The 20,711-nt window shown below is 57.0% G+C and carries 32 protein-coding genes; 1 reads left to right on the forward strand and 31 read right to left on the reverse strand.

The annotated features are described in order from the left end of the window. Nucleotides 1-22 precede the first annotated feature (22 nt). The 25 genes from ACIGG6_RS02065 to ACIGG6_RS02185 all read right to left on the reverse strand — a co-directional run bounded on the left by ACIGG6_RS02065 (nucleotide 23) and on the right by ACIGG6_RS02185 (nucleotide 16,133). The gene (locus tag ACIGG6_RS02065; protein ID WP_399841711.1) at nucleotides 23-1,012 is read right to left on the reverse strand and encodes a hypothetical protein; all 990 of its coding nucleotides are present in this window, start codon (nucleotides 1,010-1,012) and stop codon (nucleotides 23-25) included. Further along, a complete protein-coding gene (locus ACIGG6_RS02070) occupies nucleotides 1,012-2,319 on the reverse strand; it encodes a hypothetical protein (protein ID WP_399841713.1) in 1,308 nt (435 codons plus the stop codon). The genes ACIGG6_RS02065 and ACIGG6_RS02070 overlap by 1 nt, the downstream gene beginning before the upstream one ends. Further along, on the reverse strand, nucleotides 2,312-4,099 hold the full coding sequence (locus tag ACIGG6_RS02075) for a hypothetical protein (RefSeq protein WP_399841715.1): 1,788 nt from the start codon (nucleotides 4,097-4,099) through the stop codon (nucleotides 2,312-2,314). The genes ACIGG6_RS02070 and ACIGG6_RS02075 overlap by 8 nt, the downstream gene beginning before the upstream one ends. Beyond that, nucleotides 4,096-4,710: a phage adaptor protein gene (locus tag ACIGG6_RS02080; protein WP_399841717.1), complete on the reverse strand. Its 615-nt coding sequence runs from the start codon at nucleotides 4,708-4,710 to the stop codon at nucleotides 4,096-4,098. The genes ACIGG6_RS02075 and ACIGG6_RS02080 overlap by 4 nt, the downstream gene beginning before the upstream one ends. 3 nt (nucleotides 4,711-4,713) lie before the next feature. Then, nucleotides 4,714-5,124, reverse strand: a complete 411-nt coding sequence (locus ACIGG6_RS02085; protein WP_399841718.1) for a hypothetical protein — start codon at nucleotides 5,122-5,124, stop codon at nucleotides 4,714-4,716. Nucleotides 5,125-5,194: 70 nt separating this feature from the next. Then, a complete protein-coding gene (locus ACIGG6_RS02090) occupies nucleotides 5,195-6,187 on the reverse strand; it encodes a N4-gp56 family major capsid protein (RefSeq protein WP_399841720.1) in 993 nt (330 codons plus the stop codon). A 26-nt stretch (nucleotides 6,188-6,213) separates the two neighbouring features. Then, the gene (locus ACIGG6_RS02095) at nucleotides 6,214-7,086 is read right to left on the reverse strand and encodes a hypothetical protein (protein ID WP_399841723.1); all 873 of its coding nucleotides are present in this window, start codon (nucleotides 7,084-7,086) and stop codon (nucleotides 6,214-6,216) included. Nucleotides 7,087-7,189: 103 nt separating this feature from the next. After that, nucleotides 7,190-7,384 (reverse strand): crAss001_48 related protein, encoded by a 195-nt coding sequence (locus tag ACIGG6_RS02100; protein ID WP_399841724.1) that lies wholly within the window; start codon nucleotides 7,382-7,384, stop codon nucleotides 7,190-7,192. A 16-nt stretch (nucleotides 7,385-7,400) separates the two neighbouring features. Beyond that, entirely contained in the window at nucleotides 7,401-7,604 is a 204-nt protein-coding gene (locus tag ACIGG6_RS02105; protein WP_399841726.1) for a hypothetical protein, read from the reverse strand. Continuing rightward, a complete protein-coding gene (locus ACIGG6_RS02110; protein ID WP_399841727.1) occupies nucleotides 7,597-9,888 on the reverse strand; it encodes a cell envelope integrity protein TolA in 2,292 nt (763 codons plus the stop codon). Before ACIGG6_RS02110 ends, ACIGG6_RS02105 begins: the two co-directional genes overlap by 8 nt. A 1-nt stretch (nucleotide 9,889) precedes the next feature. Continuing rightward, on the reverse strand, nucleotides 9,890-10,606 hold the full coding sequence (locus tag ACIGG6_RS02115) for a phage terminase large subunit family protein (protein ID WP_399841729.1): 717 nt from the start codon (nucleotides 10,604-10,606) through the stop codon (nucleotides 9,890-9,892). Beyond that, nucleotides 10,603-10,824, reverse strand: a complete 222-nt coding sequence (locus tag ACIGG6_RS02120; protein WP_399841731.1) for a hypothetical protein — start codon at nucleotides 10,822-10,824, stop codon at nucleotides 10,603-10,605. The genes ACIGG6_RS02115 and ACIGG6_RS02120 overlap by 4 nt, the downstream gene beginning before the upstream one ends. Continuing rightward, complete coding sequence (locus ACIGG6_RS02125; protein ID WP_399841733.1) at nucleotides 10,821-11,255, reverse strand: hypothetical protein; 435 nt, start codon at nucleotides 11,253-11,255, stop codon at nucleotides 10,821-10,823. Before ACIGG6_RS02125 ends, ACIGG6_RS02120 begins: the two co-directional genes overlap by 4 nt. Beyond that, the gene (locus ACIGG6_RS02130; RefSeq protein WP_399841735.1) at nucleotides 11,252-11,968 is read right to left on the reverse strand and encodes a terminase large subunit domain-containing protein; all 717 of its coding nucleotides are present in this window, start codon (nucleotides 11,966-11,968) and stop codon (nucleotides 11,252-11,254) included. The genes ACIGG6_RS02125 and ACIGG6_RS02130 overlap by 4 nt, the downstream gene beginning before the upstream one ends. Further along, nucleotides 11,958-12,554, reverse strand: a complete 597-nt coding sequence (locus ACIGG6_RS02135) for a hypothetical protein (RefSeq protein ID WP_399841737.1) — start codon at nucleotides 12,552-12,554, stop codon at nucleotides 11,958-11,960. Before ACIGG6_RS02135 ends, ACIGG6_RS02130 begins: the two co-directional genes overlap by 11 nt. A gap of 154 nt (nucleotides 12,555-12,708) precedes the next feature. Then, nucleotides 12,709-12,945: a hypothetical protein gene (locus tag ACIGG6_RS02140; RefSeq protein WP_399841740.1), complete on the reverse strand. Its 237-nt coding sequence runs from the start codon at nucleotides 12,943-12,945 to the stop codon at nucleotides 12,709-12,711. Between the two features lie 3 nt (nucleotides 12,946-12,948). Beyond that, on the reverse strand, nucleotides 12,949-13,275 hold the full coding sequence (locus ACIGG6_RS02145; protein WP_399841746.1) for a Gp49 family protein: 327 nt from the start codon (nucleotides 13,273-13,275) through the stop codon (nucleotides 12,949-12,951). 112 nt (nucleotides 13,276-13,387) lie between these two features. Then, nucleotides 13,388-13,777 carry a DUF1353 domain-containing protein gene (locus tag ACIGG6_RS02150; protein WP_399841749.1) on the reverse strand — a complete coding sequence of 130 codons (390 nt, stop codon included), beginning with the start codon at nucleotides 13,775-13,777 and terminating at the stop codon, nucleotides 13,388-13,390. Beyond that, nucleotides 13,743-14,015, reverse strand: coding sequence for a hypothetical protein (locus ACIGG6_RS02155; RefSeq protein WP_399841751.1), 273 nt, complete (start codon nucleotides 14,013-14,015; stop codon nucleotides 13,743-13,745). Before ACIGG6_RS02155 ends, ACIGG6_RS02150 begins: the two co-directional genes overlap by 35 nt. After that, complete coding sequence (locus ACIGG6_RS02160; protein WP_399841754.1) at nucleotides 14,008-14,181, reverse strand: hypothetical protein; 174 nt, start codon at nucleotides 14,179-14,181, stop codon at nucleotides 14,008-14,010. Before ACIGG6_RS02160 ends, ACIGG6_RS02155 begins: the two co-directional genes overlap by 8 nt. Further along, nucleotides 14,178-14,465: a hypothetical protein gene (locus tag ACIGG6_RS02165; protein WP_399841757.1), complete on the reverse strand. Its 288-nt coding sequence runs from the start codon at nucleotides 14,463-14,465 to the stop codon at nucleotides 14,178-14,180. Before ACIGG6_RS02165 ends, ACIGG6_RS02160 begins: the two co-directional genes overlap by 4 nt. Nucleotides 14,466-14,497: 32 nt before the next feature. Next, nucleotides 14,498-14,851, reverse strand: a complete 354-nt coding sequence (locus ACIGG6_RS02170) for a YcbK family protein (protein WP_399841760.1) — start codon at nucleotides 14,849-14,851, stop codon at nucleotides 14,498-14,500. 81 nt (nucleotides 14,852-14,932) lie between these two features. Then, nucleotides 14,933-15,412, reverse strand: a complete 480-nt coding sequence (locus ACIGG6_RS02175; protein WP_399841763.1) for a hypothetical protein — start codon at nucleotides 15,410-15,412, stop codon at nucleotides 14,933-14,935. Between the two features lie 124 nt (nucleotides 15,413-15,536). After that, a complete protein-coding gene (locus ACIGG6_RS02180; RefSeq protein ID WP_399841766.1) occupies nucleotides 15,537-15,800 on the reverse strand; it encodes a DUF3892 domain-containing protein in 264 nt (87 codons plus the stop codon). 201 nt (nucleotides 15,801-16,001) lie between these two features. Further along, on the reverse strand, nucleotides 16,002-16,133 hold the full coding sequence (locus ACIGG6_RS02185) for a zinc ribbon-containing protein (RefSeq protein WP_399841769.1): 132 nt from the start codon (nucleotides 16,131-16,133) through the stop codon (nucleotides 16,002-16,004). A gap of 405 nt (nucleotides 16,134-16,538) precedes the next feature. On the opposite strand from ACIGG6_RS02185, the gene ACIGG6_RS02190 reads away from it, so the two are divergent. Further along, nucleotides 16,539-17,420 carry a hypothetical protein gene (locus ACIGG6_RS02190; RefSeq protein WP_399841772.1) on the forward strand — a complete coding sequence of 294 codons (882 nt, stop codon included), beginning with the start codon at nucleotides 16,539-16,541 and terminating at the stop codon, nucleotides 17,418-17,420. Nucleotides 17,421-17,476: 56 nt separating this feature from the next. Here the strand turns inward: ACIGG6_RS02190 and ACIGG6_RS02195 are convergent, their stop codons facing one another. The 6 genes from ACIGG6_RS02195 to ACIGG6_RS02220 form a co-directional block, all read right to left on the reverse strand. After that, the gene (locus ACIGG6_RS02195; RefSeq protein WP_399841775.1) at nucleotides 17,477-18,274 is read right to left on the reverse strand and encodes a hypothetical protein; all 798 of its coding nucleotides are present in this window, start codon (nucleotides 18,272-18,274) and stop codon (nucleotides 17,477-17,479) included. A gap of 304 nt (nucleotides 18,275-18,578) precedes the next feature. Beyond that, complete coding sequence (locus ACIGG6_RS02200; RefSeq protein WP_399841777.1) at nucleotides 18,579-18,947, reverse strand: hypothetical protein; 369 nt, start codon at nucleotides 18,945-18,947, stop codon at nucleotides 18,579-18,581. Then, complete coding sequence (locus tag ACIGG6_RS02205) at nucleotides 18,944-19,087, reverse strand: hypothetical protein (RefSeq protein ID WP_399841779.1); 144 nt, start codon at nucleotides 19,085-19,087, stop codon at nucleotides 18,944-18,946. The genes ACIGG6_RS02200 and ACIGG6_RS02205 overlap by 4 nt, the downstream gene beginning before the upstream one ends. After that, nucleotides 19,087-19,398, reverse strand: a complete 312-nt coding sequence (locus tag ACIGG6_RS02210; protein ID WP_399842084.1) for a hypothetical protein — start codon at nucleotides 19,396-19,398, stop codon at nucleotides 19,087-19,089. Before ACIGG6_RS02210 ends, ACIGG6_RS02205 begins: the two co-directional genes overlap by 1 nt. After that, on the reverse strand, nucleotides 19,398-19,907 hold the full coding sequence (locus ACIGG6_RS02215) for a hypothetical protein (protein ID WP_399841781.1): 510 nt from the start codon (nucleotides 19,905-19,907) through the stop codon (nucleotides 19,398-19,400). Before ACIGG6_RS02215 ends, ACIGG6_RS02210 begins: the two co-directional genes overlap by 1 nt. Next, nucleotides 19,904-20,668 (reverse strand): replication protein P, encoded by a 765-nt coding sequence (locus ACIGG6_RS02220; RefSeq protein ID WP_399842086.1) that lies wholly within the window; start codon nucleotides 20,666-20,668, stop codon nucleotides 19,904-19,906. Before ACIGG6_RS02220 ends, ACIGG6_RS02215 begins: the two co-directional genes overlap by 4 nt. Between the last annotated feature and the right edge of the window lie 43 nt (nucleotides 20,669-20,711).

A 20,711-nucleotide genomic window follows, 5' to 3' on the forward strand; every position in this document is an offset into this window, starting at 1 on the left:
GGAGTTGGGGTAAGGGCAAAAATTAAATGGAAATTCTTTTGACAGGTACCACCCAGAGCGGATCACCTCTGAAGCTGCTTAATAGATTGCCGTCAGTGAATTTATGAGCCATTGCATTGTTCGTAACGTGGCCCAAAGTGGATGACCACACATAACCATAACCATTTGAAGCTGCTGTACCTCCGTTCACTATATCTGCTAGCTTTTTTCCGCCAGTCGTAGTTTCAGAAGAATCAATAATCGCCCTGTTTTGGTAGATCATATCCAAGACTTCACGGTTTGGTAGGTCGTAGCCCATGTCGCGACAGTAGTCGGCGGCTGGAGAGCCTACCGAGCCTATGCCATCGCTGACGCTGTTGTACGCAGGGCTTGTCAGCACGTCAGTGTTATAAGCACCTGTGTTAGGGTCGGGCACAGGGTTAAGGGGAAGGGGAAGGTTAATTCGGTATAACCCCCATTTGCGAAGCGCGCGCTTAGTAGCAGGCGCAACCAGAATCCAGTCGCCTTGATGCCGACCAACGATTATATCGCCGTCAATTACATCTCCGGGGTTTATCACAAAAACATCAAACGATATAACGGGGCTCGTTTGCTCTATCCCAGACTCACTCTCGTAAGTAACGCGGGCGTAAACAGGTTCACTTTCCGTAAACTCGGCACCATTGGCGAGAAAATCATAACTCTCCAAATTAACAGTATCCCGCCCACTGGTATGCAGGATGTTGGTAAAGCCGCTATCACTCGCAAATTCCCAGGTGCTTGCCGCGTGCCCATCGTCAGGGTCAGCAGAGAAGTACAGTGTGCCGGTAATAATGGGCTGCTGCGATACCTGCACCGCGCCATCCATAGGTGCGATGATCTGAGGTGTTGCGATGCCTTGCGTTGCTAGGCTTTCAATTAAAGCGGGGTAGGTGCTGAATACATCGGTTGGCTCTGCGCCTTTGGTGATTAGCGCGCTTTTAATGGCCTGTTTAGTGTTCAGCGTAAGCTGTAATTTATCAGCGATGGTCATCAGACTACCTCCCCGTTAATGGTGTCGAGGATCGTGCCGATGTCACCTATCATCGTGTCTATTTCAGCCTGAGTATAAATTAGTGGCTTGTCGGTCACTTCCTCATAAGCTGGCCACCGCGTTGCTGTCTCAGGCTTCCCGCTAATATCCCCCCAGCTCACCCCATCAATCGTGGCATACGCATTTTCCCACGCGGTGCCTGTCCACTGTCGCATCCCCTCATCACCGGCCACGGTGCTGTAGTACAGCGCGCCCACTTGCAGCGGGTCGCCTTCATTGTCAGTCGTGGGTGGGGCTTCAAACGGGCCTAGATAGCGCTTGAGAAAATCGGCTAGCGTGGCGGCGGCGTTGCTTGCCGATGTTGACGCCTCGCCCGCCTTGGTTGTGGCTGTGTTCGCTGCGGCAGTTGCCGTGCTTGCCGAAGAGGCAGCAGCGCCTGCCGAAGATGACGCCTCTCCTGCTTTAGTCGTCGCTGTACCGGCTGCCGTGCTGGCCGTAGAGGCAGAACTAGCGGCATTACTAGCAGAAGTGGATGCTTCGCCTGCCTTCGTGGTGGCTGTCCCTGCCGCCGTGTTAGCGGTGCTGGCAGAACTGGCAGCGTTACTCGCGGAGGTGGACGCCTCGCCCGCTTTAGTAGTGGCCGTATTAGCGGCTGTGCTGGCTGTCGTTGCTGAGCCAGCGGCGTTACTGGCCGAAGTGGCAGCTTCACTGGCTTTTGTGCTCGCTGTGCTGGCGGAGCCGCTAGCAGCTAAGGCGCTGCTGGATGCCTCGCTGGCTTTTGTCGTCGCCGTGTTGGCTGCCGTGACAGCGGTGTTTTTAATGGCGGTCGTTTCGCTAACGGCATCGTCTTTGATCTGCTGGGTTTCAGCCTTTAGCTGTTCCACATCCTCCACGTTAATCGCTAGCTCAACACGCCCCGTCGTAATATCGGTGCTGAGCGCAGCAGCGCTGGTATGGCGGGTGCCGGTGACGTAGATGTTTTTGGTAGCCGGGTCGCGGAACACATCGTTGACGAAGTATTCCGTTGCGGTCGCCCAGTCGCCTCGCCAATTAAAACCAGTCAGCAGCGTTAGGTTGCCGTCGGCATCAAAGCCGACCACGCGGCGGCGGCGCTGTAGCGGCGTGGCGTTGATTTCTTGGCTTGTTTCAGACGCGGGAAGCTTGAGGCTACGGTCAATATCCCCCTCTGCTTGCTCAAAACCAGCGGCCACTTGGTCGAGCTTGGCGTCTACCTCATCGGCGCGGGCGATTGCGCCTGGCTGGAAGCGCTGCGCGCCATCGCTGTTATCGTAATATTGGCTAGCCACGGCGTAACCTCCTATCGCTGTAAGTCAGGTCGTACCCCAGGATTTCATGGGGTGGGCTAATGCTGCTGGAGTAGATGGCAAAGTTGATTGACGTGCCGCTGCCGGTAATGTCGTGAGCTTCCTGGCCGACGACCGGTGCCGACCATGCAAACTCGTCCCAGCGGGCCACGTCCCATAGGCCACCGCCTAGCAGGAAGCTGAGCGTTTGGCGTAGGTGCGGCGCGCTTTCAATACCGCCAAAATCGAAGTCGGGTCGGAAGGTAATGTCTGCATTGGAGCCAGAGCGCACGTCCCAGAACACACGCCTAAAGCGTTTTCGCTCAGCGGGCTTGCGTAGGTCGGTATAGGCCAGCGTCAGAAATGCCGAGATGGGGCTTCCCGCAAAGCTGTCGGCGTTATTGCCCAGGCGGTACACTTGGCCGTTAGCGTCACCAAACAGCACCACTTCCTCGCCGCTATCCAGCTCGCCGCTATGCGCGACGACCGGCGCATCAGGAAACAGTACGGTCGTTGCCCCGGTCGGACTCATGTACACGCCGGAGCCGTCATCGAAGAACACGCGGTACTGTGCGCGACGTTTGCTAATCACGCTGCAAACCACGCGATCCGCCCAGCCATCCTCGGTAAACAGCGGCTCTAGCATGGCTCCCGCCTGTAGCGGCTGGAAGTCGCCAAACTGGTCGGTCGCCTGCAGGTTGGTAATGCCACGCTCGGCAATGAAGTAAGGCTGCAGTAGGTTTTGGGCGCTGTAGGGTTTTGCTCCACTGTTAGGAATCGTGATCTTTAGCTGCCAATCGGCCGTGCTTGATCCGTACAGCGTTTTAATACTGTCGCGGCATAAGATGTGGAGCGTACCACCGCGCCCGTTAAGCAAGCCGGTGATAGGTTGCCCGACCCCTATTTCCCCCGCCCCCCCAACGGCGGCGTTCCAGCTATTGGGCTTACCAATAGAGGAGTGCTGCAGGCTGCCCGAAGGAAAGCCGATAAAGAGGTGGTTGGCGTGCAAGGCAATAAACTGCGCGCCGCTTTGAGCAGCGGATAACTCATAGAACGGGCTTGCCAGCTCAGGTATGGCTAGCTCTGTTTCTGCCTCCTCCCCTACCGTAAACCGAACATAGCCAATGCTATTAGGCGCTTGGTCCGATAGGTCGATCTCGGCTTGCGTGGTGTCGTCGCCATTGCCGGTTTTGTCGGTACCAGTGGTCAACGATGCGTCAGCTTTATCAAACACGCCCAGGCCGGTAATGTTGCGGCCCTTGGTGTCGGAAATAATCAACTTGTCATTGGAGGCGATATACACCACGCCAGACGGCAAATTGCCGCGCAGCGCCGATACCACGCCGAGAATGCTTTGGTACTCCACGGACTCGCCTGGACTAGCCAATAGCTGAAACGGCTTGCCTCCACCGACGCCATACAGCGCTCGGCCTTTTTCGGTCGCGGTCAGGTTGCCTTCCACAAACTCATAGCGGCCGTTGTGGCAAGCGCCCACGCTGTCCCAAGTATTGGTGTCGCTGTTGTAGCGGTAGAGCGTGGCGGCGTCTGCGCCGGTGTCTTTTCGCACGGCATAGTAGCGATCAGCAAATGTCACTACGCCTAGCAGTGGGCCTTCCCCGGGCACCACTGGCCCTACGGCGGCATAGCCTGCAATGCGGCGATAGCCTCCGCTCACCGGGCACTCGTAGTTGACGGCATAGAGGCATTGGCCGGGCTTCATTTGCCGAGGCGGTGTGACAAGATCAATGCCACCGCCCAAGGGAATGTAGGCATTTTTGTTCATGCCAGCGCCTCGCCGGTGTTAATCGGGGGTAACTCGGTGGCGGCCACGCGCATCATCACCTCCCGGTAATTAGCGTTCGCCTGCTGCACGACTTCGGGGGCATTCTCGTAAAGCCCGTACTGCAGCATGGCGCGGTAAACAATCGCCATGTGATAGCGCGGCGGCATACGCGGCACATCGTTGTTGTTCTCCAATTCCTGCGGGGTGCGCCAGTATTCAAACAGCAGCGTGCCCGAGGTTTTAGGCGCGGCATTGAGGTGAAGCACACCGTTCGGAGCAATCGCCGCGCATGTGAGGTGGTCGTTAGCGGCATAGCGCAGTTCTTCCCACGGCAATACGCGAATCACTTGGCTGCCGAAACGCAGTGTATCCACTACCCAGGCGTCAAAATCATCGGGTAGTGGGTATTGGATATCTTCGGTGGTCAGCTCCACTTGGCCGAGCGACCAATCAAACCGCCAGCGGCGTTCTAGCTGAATTTCCCGCCACGCAGTTTGCACCCAGCCGATCAGGCGTGCGTATTCCCCCGACTGACCGGCCACGTTGGCAGGGCCGTTCCCGGCTGCGCCAACTTCTTGGCGTAGCCGTTGGCACAATTCCAGGAACGTCATGGCTTACTCCACTTCGCGCACGATCTGGAAGGGGTAGGCCAAGACTTCGGTGCGGCTCATATCCTTAGGGTCGTACTCGTAGCGGTTGGCGTTTTTCAGTACCTCGACCACGGACTCAGGCACGATAACGTTTTTGCCGCGCTGAATGGCCCACATCTTGCCGTTCACACCCACGGGCACCGGCTGCTTATCCTTGCCATCGGTTTGAATGATGATCTCAAAGCGCTTTTCTTTGGTGCTTTCAGTGGTGCTTGGTGCCGTATTCAGCTCTGGTGCCGGCGGCTCGCCTAGTGCTTCACGTAGCTTGTTGCGCAGCGTGTCGTCGCTGGCGTTGTGTGCAAACTTAACGCCTAGGTCGTTGGCGGTTTGCTCCAGCGTGGCGCGGTCCATGGTGTTGACGTTGACTTCTGACATTGCGGTTACCTCACGGTAAGCAGAAATAGAAAGCCCCAGCGGATGCCGGGGCTTGAGGGGTGGTTAGGGGTTACGCCAGCTCAGAAGCAGCGACTTCCAATCGGGCAAGCCATGCTTCGTTAAGCACCTTGGCCACGAAGTAGGTTTTCCAGCCTACGGAGCCACGCTGGCCGAGCGGATCGCCGCCACGCGGGGTATCCGGGTTCAGTACCTTGGGTGTGATCGCGTTCTTGCCTTTCAGCGGCACCAGGCCGTAGGACTCCTTGGCGATGTACACTACGGGGTACACGTCCGCGTTGGTGCCAGTGGTAGACACCATGCTGCCTGCAGTGCCGCCCGCGTCGGCGAACTTGTCCAGCACCGGGGAAAGCACGTAGCGCACGTCCTCCACCTTGCCGATCTCATACGGTAGCGCCTTCATGCTGCCGTACTTCTCGGTGGGCACGAAGCCGACCATGTCGCGAATATCCGCTTCGAGGTCGGTGTGTGCGAACGCGATAAACGCTGCATCAACCGGCTCGGTGGAGTAGTTCGGAGAGCCGCCCACCATGCTGGTGACTTTCTTGGCGCGCTGGGCTTTCAGTGCGCGAGTGATAGCGCGCTGCTTAGCCAGGCTGATCTTGGTGTTCACCGCTGAACGGCTAGAACCGTTGGCGTAGAACACGTTGGTGCCTGCGCGAATAGCGCCCCAGGTCTGCACCTCGACGGTTTCCGCTGCTTGCTCGCCGCACAGCATGGAAGCGTCAGACAGCACCGGGTCTTCGGCCAAGTCGTTGACCACATCGGTGATTTCAACCCAAGCGCCCCACTGCTTGAGCTGTACTTCCACGTCCTCGTACTGCATCTGTTGCGCAGTCGGGGTGACGCCTTCGGCCAGCGGGGTGTCAGGGATGTTGAACGGCACCGGGCGGCGGAACTTCGCCGTATCGGCTTTGTTCTTGGGCATCGGCTTGGACTGGCCGAATTTGGACAGCACCAGAATAGGCTCGGCGTGAGCCAGCATTTCAGCGGCGGCCCAGGCAGCGGTACGCTGCGAGATAGAGCCATAGGTAGTAGTAGTCATTGCGTGTTACCTCACGGTAAGAAGGATTAGCGTTGCCGCGCTTTTTTGGCGGCGTAGTGTTCAAAGGCGGCATCAAAGTCGTCTGGCGTACCCCGTTGTTGAGCGGCCCCTCGGCGGCTCACGGTCTGGGCGTTCGCTAGTCGGCTCTGCCGTTTGTCGTGCTGAGTGGCACGGCTGTTATCGCCCGGCATGTTGCCCTTGTAGAAATCGAGGAGCGCGGATGCGTCATCGGCGCTTTCGCTTCCTGCAAGCTGCTGGATAGCCGGGTTCTGGTTTTGCAGCCATGACTGAAACTCAGGGGCATTGACCACATCACGCCAATCTTCATGCCGGCTTTCGAGGCGGGCATATTCAGACTGAAGTTGTTGCTCATGCGCCTGTTGCTGGATGGGCTGCACTGCGGATTGCAGCTGCTGGAGCTGCTGTTCTAACTGCGCCTGCCGCTGCTGGTCTGCTTTCAGACGAGCTTCGAAGGCGCGGGCCATGTCGGGAAAGTCCTCCTTAAAAGCGTCCCAATCGTCGCTACCCATCTCTTGGGCGGCTTCGTCGCGGCGCTCGTCGTCGGATTTTTCCCGACCATCGGCGTGCTGGGTGTGCTGCTGGCGTTGCTGTAGTTGCTGCTGCAGCTCGTTGATCTGTCGTTGGTACGCGCCCAGGCGGCCGCGCTGGCTGGCCTCAGAGTGCTTGAGCTTCTGGTTCTCCTGCTCAAGCGCGCTCAGGCGCTCACTAATGTCCGGCTCTGGCTCTGGCGGATCTTCTCGCTCTGGCTCCTGGTCGCGGTGGTACTCGTCGCGCTCATCGGGCGCCTTGGTCTTGTCGGCGTACTCGTCAAACGCGCTGTCGAAGTCGTCTTGAGTATCCTGCGGCTCTTTATCAAGCGGCTGGTTCTCGGTGCTCATGTAGCGGTTCTCCCGAACGGCTGTGGCGTCTCACGACGCGGTTGGCCTGCGTGCAGGCAATAAAAAACCCGCTCGGTGGCGGGCTGTTAGATGGAGCAATAAATTAGAAAGCGGCAATCCTTTGGCCTAGGATTTCAGAGTATTGCCACATGATATCATTCTGCACCTTCATCCTTTCTTGCTCTTCAGGATCAAGTGTTTCGAATACCGGGCTGTTTCCAATGAAGTCGCTAAGTGCTTTTGCTTTTTTATCAAGCTCGTTCTTTTCATCTACTACACGCTGCTGATGTGGAAGCATTTTATTGATCTCTCGGCTAGTAATCGGTATCAGGTAGCGGCTCTCGCGTGGGCGTGTCGTCCGCGTTAGCGATCAGGTCATCAATGACGCGAATCTCCCCGCGCAGCTTGTCGTCGTTGGGGCTGCCGTTAATCAGCGACTCAACGCACTGCTGGCGGCGATCCTGCAGCCATTGGGTCACGGCTTGCCAAGTGCCTGAGTGGCGGTCGAGGTTATCCATAGGAATCGTACCCTTGAGCCATGTTGTCACGGCGCGCCATACGGTCGTTCTGCCGCTCGGTAAGCTCGGCGGCTTTCACGTCACGCTGGTTCTGTAGCTGGGCGGCGGTCTTGCGCATTTCTAGCTCTAGCTTCTGGCTTTCCAATCCGGCCTGCTGTTCAAGCTGCGCCAGGGTGAGGCCTTCTTTCAGGGCTAGCTCTAAGCGCGCCTTTTCCTGCTCGCTCTGTAGCTGGGCGGCTTTGTACTGCTGCTCGAACTGCTGCTGTTGCGCCTTGATCTGGCTCTCTTGCTGCCACTGCTGGGCTTTTAGCTCTAACTCCTGCTGGCGTAGCTGTAGCTCCTGCATCTTGATCTGTAGCTCGGGCGGTGGGCCTTCCTGCCCCTGGTTCTGCTGCCGCTGCTCCACTTCCTCGTCGGTGTAGGTCACGGTATCCACCGGCACCTGCAGCGTGCGCAGGATTTCTTTATAAAGCCCCTGCCAGTTGGTCAGCTCAGCAAAGATGGGGTTATTGGCCGCCACTTGGGACAGCATCATCAGCTTCTCTTGCTGCTCCTCGCGGGCAATCAAAACGCTGGTACCCTTGGCCACTACGTCGAAGTCGCCCTTTATCTCGGCGCGGTCGGTGTACATCATGTGGTAGTCGTAGAAGCGGCGAACGGTCGGCACGCTAATACCGTCATCGAAGTTCTTCACGGCGCTGCGCAGCACGATGTTGGAGTTGTTCATCAGCATCTGCATGCCGGTGGCCGTTCTGGCACCGGGACCGCCGCTCATGCCCTCACCCTGCAATAGCACCGGCAAGTTGGTTTCGGTGTCGGCCAGCTCTTGCGCCATGTTGAAGATGGCGGCCATATCGGCCTGGTTGTTCTTGATTTGCACGGACAGGAACGCTTGATCGATGGGCGCGTCGCCGCTGTATTCCCACACCTTGTTACTGCGAACTGTCCAATCACCGTCTTGGGGCGTGACGGTGCGCTTGTTGACCACGATCTGCGGGCCAGCGGACAGCCCAGCGTTATCCATCATCATGCGCCACGCGGCGTTGACGACCTTTTGCGGCTGTCGCATCAGGTACGGTACACCAAAGCCGAAGATGGTGGAGCTATCCTCCTCCCAGTTGAATACCGAATAAGGCAGGTCGTCGGTTTCCAGCGGGTTCAGCGCGGCTTTGATAACGTGGTTGCCCACCATCAGCACGCAGCCGGTGTATTCCACTAACGGGTCATCGTCTACCTCGCAGCCGCACGCTTCCAGCTCCTCTTTATCCAGCGGCCCCCAATACTCCCATAGCTCGTAGCGAGCATCGCTCACCACGGTATCCACGCCGGTAATGGCGCGCATCTCGTCGCGGCGGTCGTGGGAAATGTGGTGGCCGTCTTTATCTTCCAGCGCTCGGCGCAGCTGGGGCAGCATCACGCCGGGCAGGTCGGCCAGGTCGCGCAGCTGCTTACGGTTGAGCAGCTTGCGCTCAAACACGAACTCGGCCTCGCTCATCTTGGCCGCTGACATATCGGGGAAGAAGTCCCAAGGGTCTACACGCTCGACCGCTGGCCGAAACTCCTCTTGAATCTCCATCACGCTCTGGCCTGTGGCCGGGTCGGTCGTCCAGGCGCGGCGGGTGCGGTTCACGATGGCTGGGCCTTTCAGAATGCCAGTGCCCAGGATGCAGGCATCCTCGATCACGTCGCGGGTATGGGCGTTGTAGCGACTCTCTGCGAAGTCATCTTCAATCTGCTGCTGCATTTGCCGTGCCGCTTCGTCGGCAATCGCCTGCGGGTCGGGCTGCTCTGGCTGCATGCCCTGCTCTGGCATCATGCCGGGCTGACCTTGCATTTCCGGCGGCGTGCCTTGTGGCATCATTCCCGGCTGCTGCATATCAGCCTTCATCATGCCCTGTTGTTTGCTCATCGCCGGTACGGGCGTGGGCTTAATGCCGAAATTGGTGTCGTCGTTGGGCAGCAACATATCGCTGAGCCGCGCAATCGCCGCGCGCGTCTTGTTGCGCGTGATATTGACGAACACCTGGCTGCCGCCCTTCTGGCGCATCCGGGCAAGCTGATTTTCTGTGTACTTGCCGTTGTACTGGCGTAAATCTTCCAGCCAGCGGGTTTCGATCTGCTCTTTAGCGGCTACCTGCTCATGGGCCAAGCGGTGCAGCTTGGTGCCCAGCATGTTCAGCTCTTCTTCCTGCTGCTGGCGTAGCGCCTCGCGCTCGTCGGCGTCTAGCTCAACGGGCGCTGTGTCTTGCTCGTCTGCCATCTCGGCAGTCGCGGGGTTTTGCATGCTAGTACCCTGTCGTGTAGTCGCCGGGGGCGCTGCCTGCGCCGGTGTTCTGAACGGGGCGCGTGGTAGCGTGGTGGAGCTTCATCACTAGGTAGCGGGTGGCATCCATCAAGTGGTCGTTCTGCTTCACCACGCGGCCTTTCTCGTCGCGGCGGTACAGCCGGTACTCGCCTAACCAGTGCTGCAGCGTGCTAAACACTTTCAGGCGTCCAGTGCTTAACCGGTCCAGCACTTCCAGCAGCCCAGCCTCCACGCTTTTGTCAGCACGAATGAGGTTCAGGCCTTCGTTCTCGTAAAGCGTCATCACGCGCTTGCCGTCGCTCTGGTTCGTGCCTGCGTAGTCAATGATTCCCGGCATCCAGCTGCCACGCATCTTGATTGCCTTGGCGTGAACGGTCGGCTCGGCCTGCCCTCGGTAGTGTTCGCTGGTCAGGTAGAGAATGTCGGTGTCCCGGTCGAGCGCACCCCATATTGCGGCGGTCTTTTTCCAGCCCACGTCGAGGCCATAAGCACGCGCCCACCAGCCGGGTATCTGAAACGGGTCACAGATAATGTCCTCTTCCGGCACCGGGTAGATCGCACCGCTGCCTAACGTTGGGATGCCGTTCATCCGCGCCTCTAGCTGGTGTGGGCTGATCCCCTTGGCCATATCGTCTATGTCCTCCTGCTTGAGGTGCGGCGCATCTTTCCAGCCCGCTTGTACGACATAGCGACTCAACGCAGACCTACCATGAACTGTGCGCCTGCAATGGTCAGCACATCGCCAGTGCTAGCGTGCGGGTCTACCATGCGCGCCACTTTTATTGACAGCATGCCGCCTTCAATGCCGCGCTCTTTCACTAGGTCAGCAATGCGCTTAGCGGCAGCCGTGGTGCGCTCCTGGTACTTGGTGCTGACACTCGCGGCGAGATATTCACCTTGGATGGGGTCGGTCATTGGATGATGTACTCCTTCTCGCTACCTCCTTGCTCTAGGGTGCCTGCCGCCCAATATGTTTCAGCAATCGGGAAGAGATCCAATGGGTCAAAACCGTGAAAGGTATTGGCTATCTCGGCAAGGTTGATAACGTCACCCTTATTTGCATCTTCAATCACTTCATCCAGGAGCTCTTTGGCATTGGCCGCAGAGTTTTTGCGATGCTCTGTTTTTGCTACGGCATGGCTATCCAGCAACTGCCAGTCGTCCCGAAATATAAAGCTGATCGTGTAATCCATATCGTCGCTTTGGCGCATATCCATCACGCCCCCATCGCGAAGATGCATGTTGATGCTCTTTTTATAGTTGTCCCACTGCCAATAACCGCCCCACTCTGGCAAAGCGATAGCGTGGCCGCGCTTCAAATAACTGTAGGCTGCTTGAAATTTCATACCGGCTCCTGCTCATGCTTGGATTCGAGGAACGACACCACCAGCTCAGTCAGGCCAGACAGCGGCGTAAACGTCATCATCACGATGCCGCGTGTTGTCATCGTGCGGATCAGCGCCTCGTCGTATACGTCTTTGGGTACCTCTTCATCGAGCCAGACAACATCCTGCTCGGTGCCCTGGAAGATGCGCCGCCCCTGGTCATAGCTGCGAAGCATCAAACGGCTAGTGCCGCCGCTGGCGTGGCTGACGTTGATCTCTTCGTACAAGTTGGCCACGCCCCTGGCGGGGGTCGGTTTGCCTAGCTTGTCGCGTGGTATCAGACCGCTGCCAAACTCGTCGGTATTCCATAGCCCGCCGAGTAGCTTGCTCTGGATAATGTCGCGGGTGGTTTGGCTGGTATCGCCTGCAGCCAGTGCGGTGATTGGCTTGTCGAACGTGCGGCCTTCCCACCAGTGCGGGTACTCGCCGGTGAGGTGGTAAGTCATCTCGCCGCCACCGGCAATCGTCTTGCCTACGCGGTTACCGGCCATGAATAATCTTTCTTTGTGCTGCTTACCTGCCCGGAAGAACTCTAGGTGCTTGCCGTACAGCTCCCGCCTATACGGGCCTTCATCGGGGAATAGTTCGCGTATCAGGTTGTAGCGTTTGCGCCTCGCCTTTTCTTCCAGCGCTGCCAGTAGCGCCAAGCGGGCAGCGCGGTTATCACTGCTCACCGCCCACCTGCTGCGTTAGCTTGGCAATGCGGGCTTCTAGCTCGGTGTCGGTCAGCTCAGCTTCCGGCGCCTTGTCGTCGCCCTCTTTCAGGTCGAGGCCGTAGTTCTGGCGCTCTAGCTTCACCACGCGCTCTAGCGCCTGTGTGCCAAAGCCTAGACACTTGCCGACATAATCCAGCGACACGTCTACCTCGGTTGGGCCGTCTTTCGTCTCAACCGTTATCGTGTCTTTCGCCACCTGCCCTTCCAGAATCTCGGCATAGCGGTTGGTAATGCCTCGCCAGCGCTCTAGCGTGGTGCGGTGCCCTTTGACTACAGCAGCATTCTCATTCGCCGCAAACTCAATGATGGCGTCATCCTGCTCAGCCATCGCCGCCTGGGCTTCGGGTGGCAGTGAGACGCGGGTAATCTTCTCTTGAGTGCGCTCGCGCACGCGCCCGCTAAGGTCTTTTGTCCAGCCGTACTTCTTGGCGCGGCGGCTGATATTCGAGCGGTTCACGCCATGCCGCGCTTCCAGCTGAGCCAGCGAAAAGCGACCGGTGCGATATTCCCGCTCGATCAGCTCCCAATCGTGTCGTTTCGCCATAAAAAAACGCCGCCATTGCTGGCAGCGCCCTCATAGAATAGGTGCCGGACGCTTCACAGCGTGCGGCGGGGGTGGCGGTGCCTTCACGGCATGGCCTACATGGCGGCGCTTCACAGCGCGACCGGTGCGACGCTTCACAGCGTGGCGTGTCGCCTCACGGCGAGAGGGTTGCTTCGGTATAGCCGTCGTCAAACACATGCTTGGGTGACCATGACTCGTAGTGGTCGACGGTATCCTTGTTGTAAATCACTAGGTAGCCGGGGTCGTCGGGGAAGCCATCGCTGGATGGCTTGGCCATCTTGCTGTGATTGCTCTTTGCAACATGGCGTGAGTATTCGCCGCGACTCATCGGCTCGGCGTGAACTTGCTTGTGGGATTGATAAAGCTTCATGGCTTAGCTCCCGCCTCTAATATTGCCCTGCTGCTCGTGCAGCCGCTGACGCAGCAAGTAACCCTCTAGCTGCCAGACTTGTTCACGAGCCTCGTTATAAGCCTCCTGCTTGCCGCGATCCCAGTCATGCTGTTTAGGGTCGATTGCGCCATAGTTAGTACCAACAAGCTTGGTGCCATTGCGCAGAGTCAGGCAGCACACCGTGACGGTTGTGCCAGGAAATACATGGTAGGAGCCAGCAATAATCATGTCGTCGATGTGTTCGGGCGACAGGCGAGGTGAAGTTAATTGCTTATCTTGAATCTCTTGCTCAATCGCTTGATCGTTCATTTCGACTTCCTCACGAAGTGTTTGCGGTGCTTGTAGTGCCAGTACCCAGACAGCAGGAACACGGCGATAATCCAGCGCAGCCGGAGCCACGCAGATAGGCGTCTATGAATCTTCACCAGCCACCCTTCCCAAAGCGCGATACCGCTGCATGAAATACGTTTGCCACGACCTCGGGCGCGTCGTCATACAGCATCACGGCGCGAAAAGCTGCGTCGGCAAACGTCTTGGTTACCTGGTGGTAGAGGTGACTGTAAAACCAATCGTGTAGTGCGCTGGCTTCCCATGCCGGTGCAAACGATGGCGGGAAAAGCCACCATAGCCACCACGGTATTGAGCTGCCGTTGAAAATGTAGCCAGCGGGTACACAGAACCAAACGCCGTCGATGCACACCCACCAATCTCGCACGACCATCCACTTTGTAGCGCGCCCCTTTAGCCAGGGCGTCTTAACGCCTTTAGGCGCTCGCTCAGTCCGCAAGCGCTCGGGAATATAAATCCGCATCCAGCGCCTCCAGTAGATCAACGCAAACGCCATTAGGCGGCAGCGGCACGCCTGCACGGTGCATCACTGCCAGCGTGATAGCCCGCTTGTACGGGTCGGCGGTGTCGCAGTAGCGCGACTGCAGCTCAAGCGTGGTGCCGGTGAGGTCGCCCACCTGATAGCCGTCATCTAGCGGCGTCTCAATGCTCGCGCAGCCAGCCAATGCCAACAGCGAAGCAACGGTGATAGCGTTACGCATCGTGATCTCCTACGCGGGCAGCCACGACCATGAACAGAATCGTGAAGGCTTGAAGGACATGATCGGGCACGGCAACACCGGTCAAACTGAGTAGCCAAGCGGCGACAATGGCAGCAGCGCCGCCAACGGTTTCAGCACTGCGGCGCGTCTTGGGTCCTGCTTTCACAGTCCACCCTCCAGCGCTGACACGCGGCTGTTCAGGTTGTCGATGCGGGTTTCAATCTGATCAAGCTCGCGGCGGGCGTCGGTAGCTCGGTAGTAGGTGTCACCCCAGCTTTTGAGCTCTTGGCGTAACTCTTGAAGCATCAGACCTTGAGTAGTCAGTCGCTCTTCGAGAACAACCGATTGCTGGCCGAGCTTCACAAGCTGGGTACCGGCCCAAATAATCAGTGCCACCAGCAGCACTTGGATTCCTGTCTGCATATGCCGCTCAAATACGGAGGGTTTCACGTCGCGCTCCTGAGGCATTACGCCGCCTCCCATTACCAGCGTGCCGGGCCATGGGAACGCGTATCGACGTGGGTAAACGTCGCGTAGCGCCCCAGGCTGGCGGTGCGAAAGTTGGCGGCTAGCCAGTCGTACACGTCGCTAGGCTCTACGCCCTGAACGCGGATATCTGCAGCGCGGCCTAGTGTGTGCTGGCTGTTAGGGGCACCGCCTACCTTGGCGTTGTAGTCAGGACAGCGGCAGCCACTATTGATAATCACGGGCTGGCAGAAGTGAGTGCGGACCGCTTCAAGAACTGAGAGCGTGTTTGTATCCACGGTATCGAAGCCGCAACCGCAGTTGCAGGCGAACTCGGTGCGGTGAAAGTGGGTGCTGATCTTGTTGGTCATAGTAGGTACCTGCTGTCTCACGACAGTAGAAACAGAAAAGCCTCGTATGAGAACGAGGCTTCGGTGGAAGTTCAATCAAATTCAGCTGTTCATTCCGGTGCCACTTTTAACCCCTTCCCACCCTAGCTTGATGCCTGCAAGAAGGACGTTTGAAGTAACATCTCGCACACTGTCCCATGCCCCGGCCTCAACGTGCTGAGCAAGCTTGCGGCCCAGTTTTTCGCTTGAGTTATCCAGCGCCTCAACGCCCAAAATATAAAAGCCATTTTGAGTTAAGGTCACACTTCCAGGATCTACGAAATGTGATCTCGAACGCAAATAGCCTTCATCAACCAGCCAGCGGCTGGTGCTTACTACGAAGTCTAGAGTTTCTCTATGCTCTGGATCCTCATATTCTACCTGGCCATAGGCATCTGGTTTAGACTGTCTAAACTCTCGGTCAAGCAGCGTTTCGCATATGGCTTTATCATCCAAAGAAACCGCTCGCGGGAAAGCTGCTAGAGCTTGATTGAAAATCAAACCAGCACAGAGCCGGAAGTCCTCTATATTATTTTTCGGCACTCGCAGGGCCTCATAGCAAAACGCCCCGGCAAAGCCGAGGCGCAGAATTGGATAGTGGGATTAGCTTAGCTATTTCAGGCACACTGTGCAAGACATGTAACTGAACCAAACCCACAAAATCTTATTAGCAGTCAGGCAAGTTATCCAAATTATTAGCGGATGATGCGTCAGCTGAGGTCCTTAGGTGTTTTTTAGACCCCACGGTCACTACGTGAATATCTGCACGGTTTCCCGCTTTATCCTTCACGTAGTAAGTGTTGAAGCCCATCTCAATATCCCTGATAGCGTCTGCTTTGCTACGTGGAGACCACCACTCACCCGACTTACAAAGCTTAGTGATATCACCATCTGTGTCTTTGCCAGTGGCAGTGACTTGACGATCGGTCATCCTGGTTCCCCTTCCTCTCGTTTTAAGTATCCTGCGAGGTCAGGAAACAACAAGATGCTACCCGCTATCAATACGACCCACGTTGTAGGTTAAAGCCTACACTGAAACCCCTACGGGCACTTATAAAGCTATTAATCACAATACATAAAGTAAAAACCCTACTGCAAACCAGTAGGGTTAGAGTTAGTAGCAAAACACTACTTAATTAAATTCTGTTCCGTGACAACTAGGGCAAGGCGGCAACGTATCAGAGTGGTCATCTAATGTGACTTGCTCGCCACACCTTTTGCAAGTGTATGTACCTTTGCCGGGCTTTTCACCAGTAGTAGGCATACATGCTGCTCCTCTTTTTGAGTTATTTACCCTGAAGGGTTCTTTTAACCTAGACCACAAAAATTGAACCAGCAAGCGTATAAGGCATAGCGTTAACGTAAAGCCGAGGAAAGCGTTGAAGTAAGGTTAAAGGAAATTAGTGCAACCACAAACCACAGGTTTTGAACTTCATCATCGTAAATGGTTGACTTCCAGCCCCAAATGAAACATAAATACCCACAGCCACCTCCGAACACATGAGCAAAGCTCTATGGGGGACCGATAGGTGCGGCTCTTCAATTAAAAGCTCAACCATATCCTTTGATTTCCAGTGGGAAACGAGGCATCTGGTTGCAAGTGTTCTGCAGCATTAGCCCTCATAACCGCATTTTTAGCGGCCCGCTGATCTAGAATCAGGAGATGGCAATGAGTTCTTTTTTCCTCAAAAATGGATCCCCTGTCGCGAATGGGGTTGACATAAAGCGCGCTGCACGCAAGTACGCGGCATTACTTTATGAGTTATATGGTCTCAAGATATCCAAGGATCAGGCACTAGACCACATATCGTCGATCAATGGTGCCAGAAATTATCATGACCTTCTCAAGAAAGCCTCAGATCCGGATATAAGCTCATGGGATGCTTCGGCTCTTCAAAACCATGTTTGGCGTGAAGCTATATCAGGTGGTAGCCGTTTCCCCGCTCGACTACCACGCGGTTTCGGAAAGGGTTGGCAAACTAGAGCTGTTGAACTATTCGACAAAGCAGCATCTCTTAGGACCCCCTCGAAGCTTGAGTTCATCGCTCTGGTCGGTGGTGAGGGATCTGGCAAAACGCTCTTGTCTAATCACTTGGCAAAAACGTTGTCAGGAAAAAATGTTGATATTTGTCTATCTCTCAACACAGGCATGGGTTACGAATATCAAATTGGATCGGTCCTTATCTACGACCAGCCTGCTCCATCTAGCGCACCTGCACCGCGTCAGAACACACTAGCAGCCTATAAGCATGAGCGATACAAGTCGTATGCCCCTCGAATTCCTAGAGATGAGCCCTACGATGACGTTCGACAATGGGTGAAAAACAATCCTCATGTGCATTTCGTAGTGTGTTTTGCGAGCGTGAACGATGCAGTCGATGCTCTTGAGAACTCTAGAATCCTAATGAATATGCAAGGTATAAAGCATTCAGCAGAGCTCAACTGGTACCGTGCCCATGTCATCAACCTTGATGACATGACTCTCAAAAGCTACAACGGGCCAGGATTCGACATAGAGCAAGGGCAATATGAGAAGTACCTAAATATCTAAGCCGCTCCGCCCCCTCCACTGCCGGAGGGGGCGTGTAGGAATGTCTCATGATTTTTTCAAGCTGCCCGGTTTATCAATAATGCTACCGGTGCCAGTGCATCACACTCCCAACGATCTAACGTATCCAGCAGTCGCTCCCACACCCCCCTCCAGCAGGTTCGCCCATGTGCTGACCAGCGGCGCACATCGATTTCCTCGCCATGCTCCTGGTCAATCCAAGTAGCAATGCGCCTCGGGCTCTGCAGCCCCGGCCGGTTGTACGGGTAAGTGGTCTCTGCGTGATGGTGGATAGCAGCCGACACAATCCAGCGCAGTTGCCGTGCCGCCTCTGCCGGTGGCCATTCTGCTTGTCCCTGCCCGGGCAACCGCATCTGCATTCCAACGTGCATCAGTGCCGTGTGTATCCACTCCCGATCCTCTGCCAGCTCGTCGCGTGTGAACGGCCCAAAGCAATAGCGGGCTAACGCCTGCAGGTGTTGCGGCTGGCTCTCCACCGCGCTGATCACTTGGCCAGCTTCCAGACCGTGCACGATGCGCCAATCGTTATCAGGGCTGGCACCCTCATTGCTCGACTTCGACACATCCTCAAGTGCGGTTCGCATTTCGGATAAGCGGCGCTCGCTGTTCGCCACTGCCCGCTTGAGCTCATCGAGGTTGTTATCAAATGGCCCGGCATTGCTAAGCGCCTTCACGTTCCGCTTATGCTCTGCCATCAAGCTACGCAGCTTTGCCCCGTTATCGCCTACGCGCTCCCGTATCCGCTTGAGGTTGTCGAACAGGTCAGCGATAGGGCTGTTACCGCGGCGCGTGTGATACGCGTCAAAGATCATCTGTCGTGCTGAGATATATCGCATCACTTCCCCCTACCGTTGCGTTTTCGTTGCGATATTGCGCAACTGTTGCGTTTTGTTGCCTTTCGCGTTGCGATTTCTTCTTTAACTGCTTCATCCCAAAGGGCTTTTATTCGCTCTTCTGTTGCGTGTGGGAAATGCTTTAGCCACTTCTGGTGTACAGCTCTTCTTTGATCTCCCGGTACCGCTAGCATCTGCCGAGCCACAAACATGGCTTCCCGCTCTTGGGCCCACGCGTACCATTCAGGTGAGTAGCCGTTCTCGCCGCCCAGCTTGCGGCCATCAGGCCATTGGGTTGGGCGCTCAATCACGCTGCTATCTCCTCAACCAGCCAGCCGCCGCCGTGCTTCTTCGCTCTGGGAAACGCCACCTTGAACCGGAACGGGTACATCTCAGCGGCTACCTTCATCTTGACCTTGGCATCCTCGGTAAAGACGCCCGGGCCACCCTTCGTATCGTGCAGCTCCATCACGCCGTCCCGATCCATAACGGCGAAGTCCACGGTGAGGAAGGTCTTGTCTGCTAGGCGTAGCTTGATGCCGTCAAAGCGGTACCACTGGATATCACCCGCCCGCTTCAGCGTTTCCAGGTGCTGTGCATAGGCCGCCTCGGTCTTGTTCATCTGGCCCGCTTTGAGGCGCCCGAGCGCGGCCAGCCGCTTGTTGTTGTGCATCATGGTTGGTCGTTCTCCTGCCAGTGGTCTCGGTACTCCAAGGGCTCCCCCTGACAGTCGTAACCGTGCGTGAGGTAGAGTCCCAGGCCAGTCAGGAACAGTGCACCGGCCACGATCAGGCCAACTAGAATCCATGGGCTCATTACTTCACCGCCTTAACCAGGCCGCGCCTGGCGAGTTGGTCGAGTGTCAGCACGATGGCCTCGTTCATCCGCGCCCGGCGCTCTTCGCGGCTCAGGCTCCTGCCATTGTCGATCTCTGCATGACACGCCGGGCACAACGCGGCAGTGAGTGCATCACTCGCCTTTTGCCCTCGGCCACGGTGCTGGTTGCTATGGGCAGCTTGGATGCCCCAGGCGCCGCACAACACGCAGTTCTCAATCTCATGCACGTTGCTGAGCCACTGAGGGCTACGGTGCGGTTTGGTGGGCAGGTAGCACTCATTGGGAAGCATCACGCCACCTCCTTGTACTCATCCGGCTTATAGCCACGCAGGTTGGGATCGGTCAGCCGCATGCCCAAGCTGGTGAAGTGCTGGTATACGGCATCCAGGTAGCGGGTCTTCTGGTCTTTGCTCATCAAACGGGTACAGGGGAAGTCCAACGGCTCCTGCATCAACTCCAGCTTGGCCTCATACGGAAGCGGCTTAACGATGCGGTCGTACTTCTCTTTGAACTCGGGCAGCTCCCAGCGCAGGATCGGTACCGCGAAGTGCAGCTTGCAGAAGCCGCGGTACTCCTCGGCGGTGTGGTCGCCTTGGGCTTCTGCCTCAAGGAGCCATTTGCGTTGGAGCTTGTTCTGGTCGGTGCTGCGCTTTACTTGGCGTTTACGCACCACGATTTCCACGTCACCCCATAGCTGGATAGCGTCGGTGATAACCTTAGGCAGCTTGGCAGCGGTGGCCAGCGCCTCTTGAATGGTGCTGGCCCGGGAGACGAACGGCTTGTTGGCTGGCTTGGTCATGATCCACCTCGCAACATGCCTTTGAGCATGGCAATACCCTGCTCTCCACTCATGCGCCGGCCGAATTGCTCCTCTGCCTGGGCAGCTACCTGCTCAAGACCGTCACGCTCTGCCCGTTGAGCCGCCGTCAGTTGGCCGTCATGGCCCACTAGCCCACGCGCCTCGACTGATCCCCCAGCCATTACCCGGTTAACGATGGCCCGGTACTGCTTGCCAAAGGTCCCGCGCAACGCACGAATCCGGCTTTCGCTGGTGGCTGCAGCAAGATCAAACCAGCCTGTCGCCCTACCCGCCTCGCGCACGGCACCATGAGTCCAGCGATGGCCTGCCGGATTTTGTGCGTGCTTGATGGCTTCATCGAACGCAAGCTCCACGCTAGGCATCCCAAAGTCCTCCGGTTGCGGTTTCAAGCTCGCAATCAGGCGTGCCACACTCGGCGGCCACTCGCTGCCCTCGCCCTTGATCCGCTCCAGCGCTGCATCCAGGCTCTGCTGTGTCGGCAGCACCGACCACTTCGTCATCGATATACCCACTTCCCGCTTCGCCAGCTTCACCATGTCCGGCGTCGAAAATGCACTCCGCCATGTCCTCGGATAGATCGCTTCCAGCCGTGTGAACGCCCGGTTGACCAGCTCCCAAATCTCCTGATTCCTCGTCGGGGAAGAGCCCTTCGATCCAGCTTGTGTCGTTGGGGTCGGAGAGCATTGCTGCGATTTGATCTTGGTTAGCGCGCTTTTCGTCAAATCCTTGGCGGCTGGCATGGCTACCCCCTTTGCGGCGGTTATTGAACTGGATGGCGAGCGC

Source organism: Vreelandella lionensis, assembly GCF_044543515.1.
GTDB lineage: Bacteria > Pseudomonadota > Gammaproteobacteria > Pseudomonadales > Halomonadaceae > Vreelandella > Vreelandella lionensis.

What these genes read in the sequence shown, in the direction of transcription:
- ACIGG6_RS02065 (WP_399841711.1), bottom strand. Translation starts at nt 1,012, where the DNA reads ATGACCATCGCTGATAAATTACAGCTTACGCTGAACACTAAACAGGCC.
- ACIGG6_RS02075 (WP_399841715.1), bottom strand. Translation starts at nt 4,099, where the DNA reads ATGAACAAAAATGCCTACATTCCCTTGGGCGGTGGCATTGATCTTGTC.
- ACIGG6_RS02080 (WP_399841717.1), bottom strand. Translation starts at nt 4,710, where the DNA reads ATGACGTTCCTGGAATTGTGCCAACGGCTACGCCAAGAAGTTGGCGCA.
- ACIGG6_RS02085 (WP_399841718.1), bottom strand. Translation starts at nt 5,124, where the DNA reads ATGTCAGAAGTCAACGTCAACACCATGGACCGCGCCACGCTGGAGCAA.
- ACIGG6_RS02090 (WP_399841720.1), bottom strand. Translation starts at nt 6,187, where the DNA reads ATGACTACTACTACCTATGGCTCTATCTCGCAGCGTACCGCTGCCTGG.
- ACIGG6_RS02095 (WP_399841723.1), bottom strand. Translation starts at nt 7,086, where the DNA reads ATGAGCACCGAGAACCAGCCGCTTGATAAAGAGCCGCAGGATACTCAA.
- ACIGG6_RS02100 (WP_399841724.1), bottom strand. Translation starts at nt 7,384, where the DNA reads ATGCTTCCACATCAGCAGCGTGTAGTAGATGAAAAGAACGAGCTTGAT.
- ACIGG6_RS02105 (WP_399841726.1), bottom strand. Translation starts at nt 7,604, where the DNA reads ATGGATAACCTCGACCGCCACTCAGGCACTTGGCAAGCCGTGACCCAA.
- ACIGG6_RS02110 (WP_399841727.1), bottom strand. Translation starts at nt 9,888, where the DNA reads ATGCAAAACCCCGCGACTGCCGAGATGGCAGACGAGCAAGACACAGCG.
- ACIGG6_RS02120 (WP_399841731.1), bottom strand. Translation starts at nt 10,824, where the DNA reads ATGACCGACCCCATCCAAGGTGAATATCTCGCCGCGAGTGTCAGCACC.
- ACIGG6_RS02125 (WP_399841733.1), bottom strand. Translation starts at nt 11,255, where the DNA reads ATGAAATTTCAAGCAGCCTACAGTTATTTGAAGCGCGGCCACGCTATC.
- ACIGG6_RS02135 (WP_399841737.1), bottom strand. Translation starts at nt 12,554, where the DNA reads ATGGCGAAACGACACGATTGGGAGCTGATCGAGCGGGAATATCGCACC.
- ACIGG6_RS02140 (WP_399841740.1), bottom strand. Translation starts at nt 12,945, where the DNA reads ATGAAGCTTTATCAATCCCACAAGCAAGTTCACGCCGAGCCGATGAGT.
- ACIGG6_RS02145 (WP_399841746.1), bottom strand. Translation starts at nt 13,275, where the DNA reads ATGAACGATCAAGCGATTGAGCAAGAGATTCAAGATAAGCAATTAACT.
- ACIGG6_RS02150 (WP_399841749.1), bottom strand. Translation starts at nt 13,777, where the DNA reads ATGCGGATTTATATTCCCGAGCGCTTGCGGACTGAGCGAGCGCCTAAA.
- ACIGG6_RS02155 (WP_399841751.1), bottom strand. Translation starts at nt 14,015, where the DNA reads ATGCGTAACGCTATCACCGTTGCTTCGCTGTTGGCATTGGCTGGCTGC.
- ACIGG6_RS02170 (WP_399841760.1), bottom strand. Translation starts at nt 14,851, where the DNA reads ATGACCAACAAGATCAGCACCCACTTTCACCGCACCGAGTTCGCCTGC.
- ACIGG6_RS02180 (WP_399841766.1), bottom strand. Translation starts at nt 15,800, where the DNA reads ATGACCGATCGTCAAGTCACTGCCACTGGCAAAGACACAGATGGTGAT.
- ACIGG6_RS02185 (WP_399841769.1), bottom strand. Translation starts at nt 16,133, where the DNA reads ATGCCTACTACTGGTGAAAAGCCCGGCAAAGGTACATACACTTGCAAA.
- ACIGG6_RS02190 (WP_399841772.1), top strand. Translation starts at nt 16,539, where the DNA reads ATGAGTTCTTTTTTCCTCAAAAATGGATCCCCTGTCGCGAATGGGGTT.
- ACIGG6_RS02195 (WP_399841775.1), bottom strand. Translation starts at nt 18,274, where the DNA reads ATGCGATATATCTCAGCACGACAGATGATCTTTGACGCGTATCACACG.
- ACIGG6_RS02200 (WP_399841777.1), bottom strand. Translation starts at nt 18,947, where the DNA reads ATGATGCACAACAACAAGCGGCTGGCCGCGCTCGGGCGCCTCAAAGCG.
- ACIGG6_RS02205 (WP_399841779.1), bottom strand. Translation starts at nt 19,087, where the DNA reads ATGAGCCCATGGATTCTAGTTGGCCTGATCGTGGCCGGTGCACTGTTC.
- ACIGG6_RS02210 (WP_399842084.1), bottom strand. Translation starts at nt 19,398, where the DNA reads ATGCTTCCCAATGAGTGCTACCTGCCCACCAAACCGCACCGTAGCCCT.
- ACIGG6_RS02215 (WP_399841781.1), bottom strand. Translation starts at nt 19,907, where the DNA reads ATGACCAAGCCAGCCAACAAGCCGTTCGTCTCCCGGGCCAGCACCATT.
- ACIGG6_RS02220 (WP_399842086.1), bottom strand. Translation starts at nt 20,668, where the DNA reads ATGCCAGCCGCCAAGGATTTGACGAAAAGCGCGCTAACCAAGATCAAA.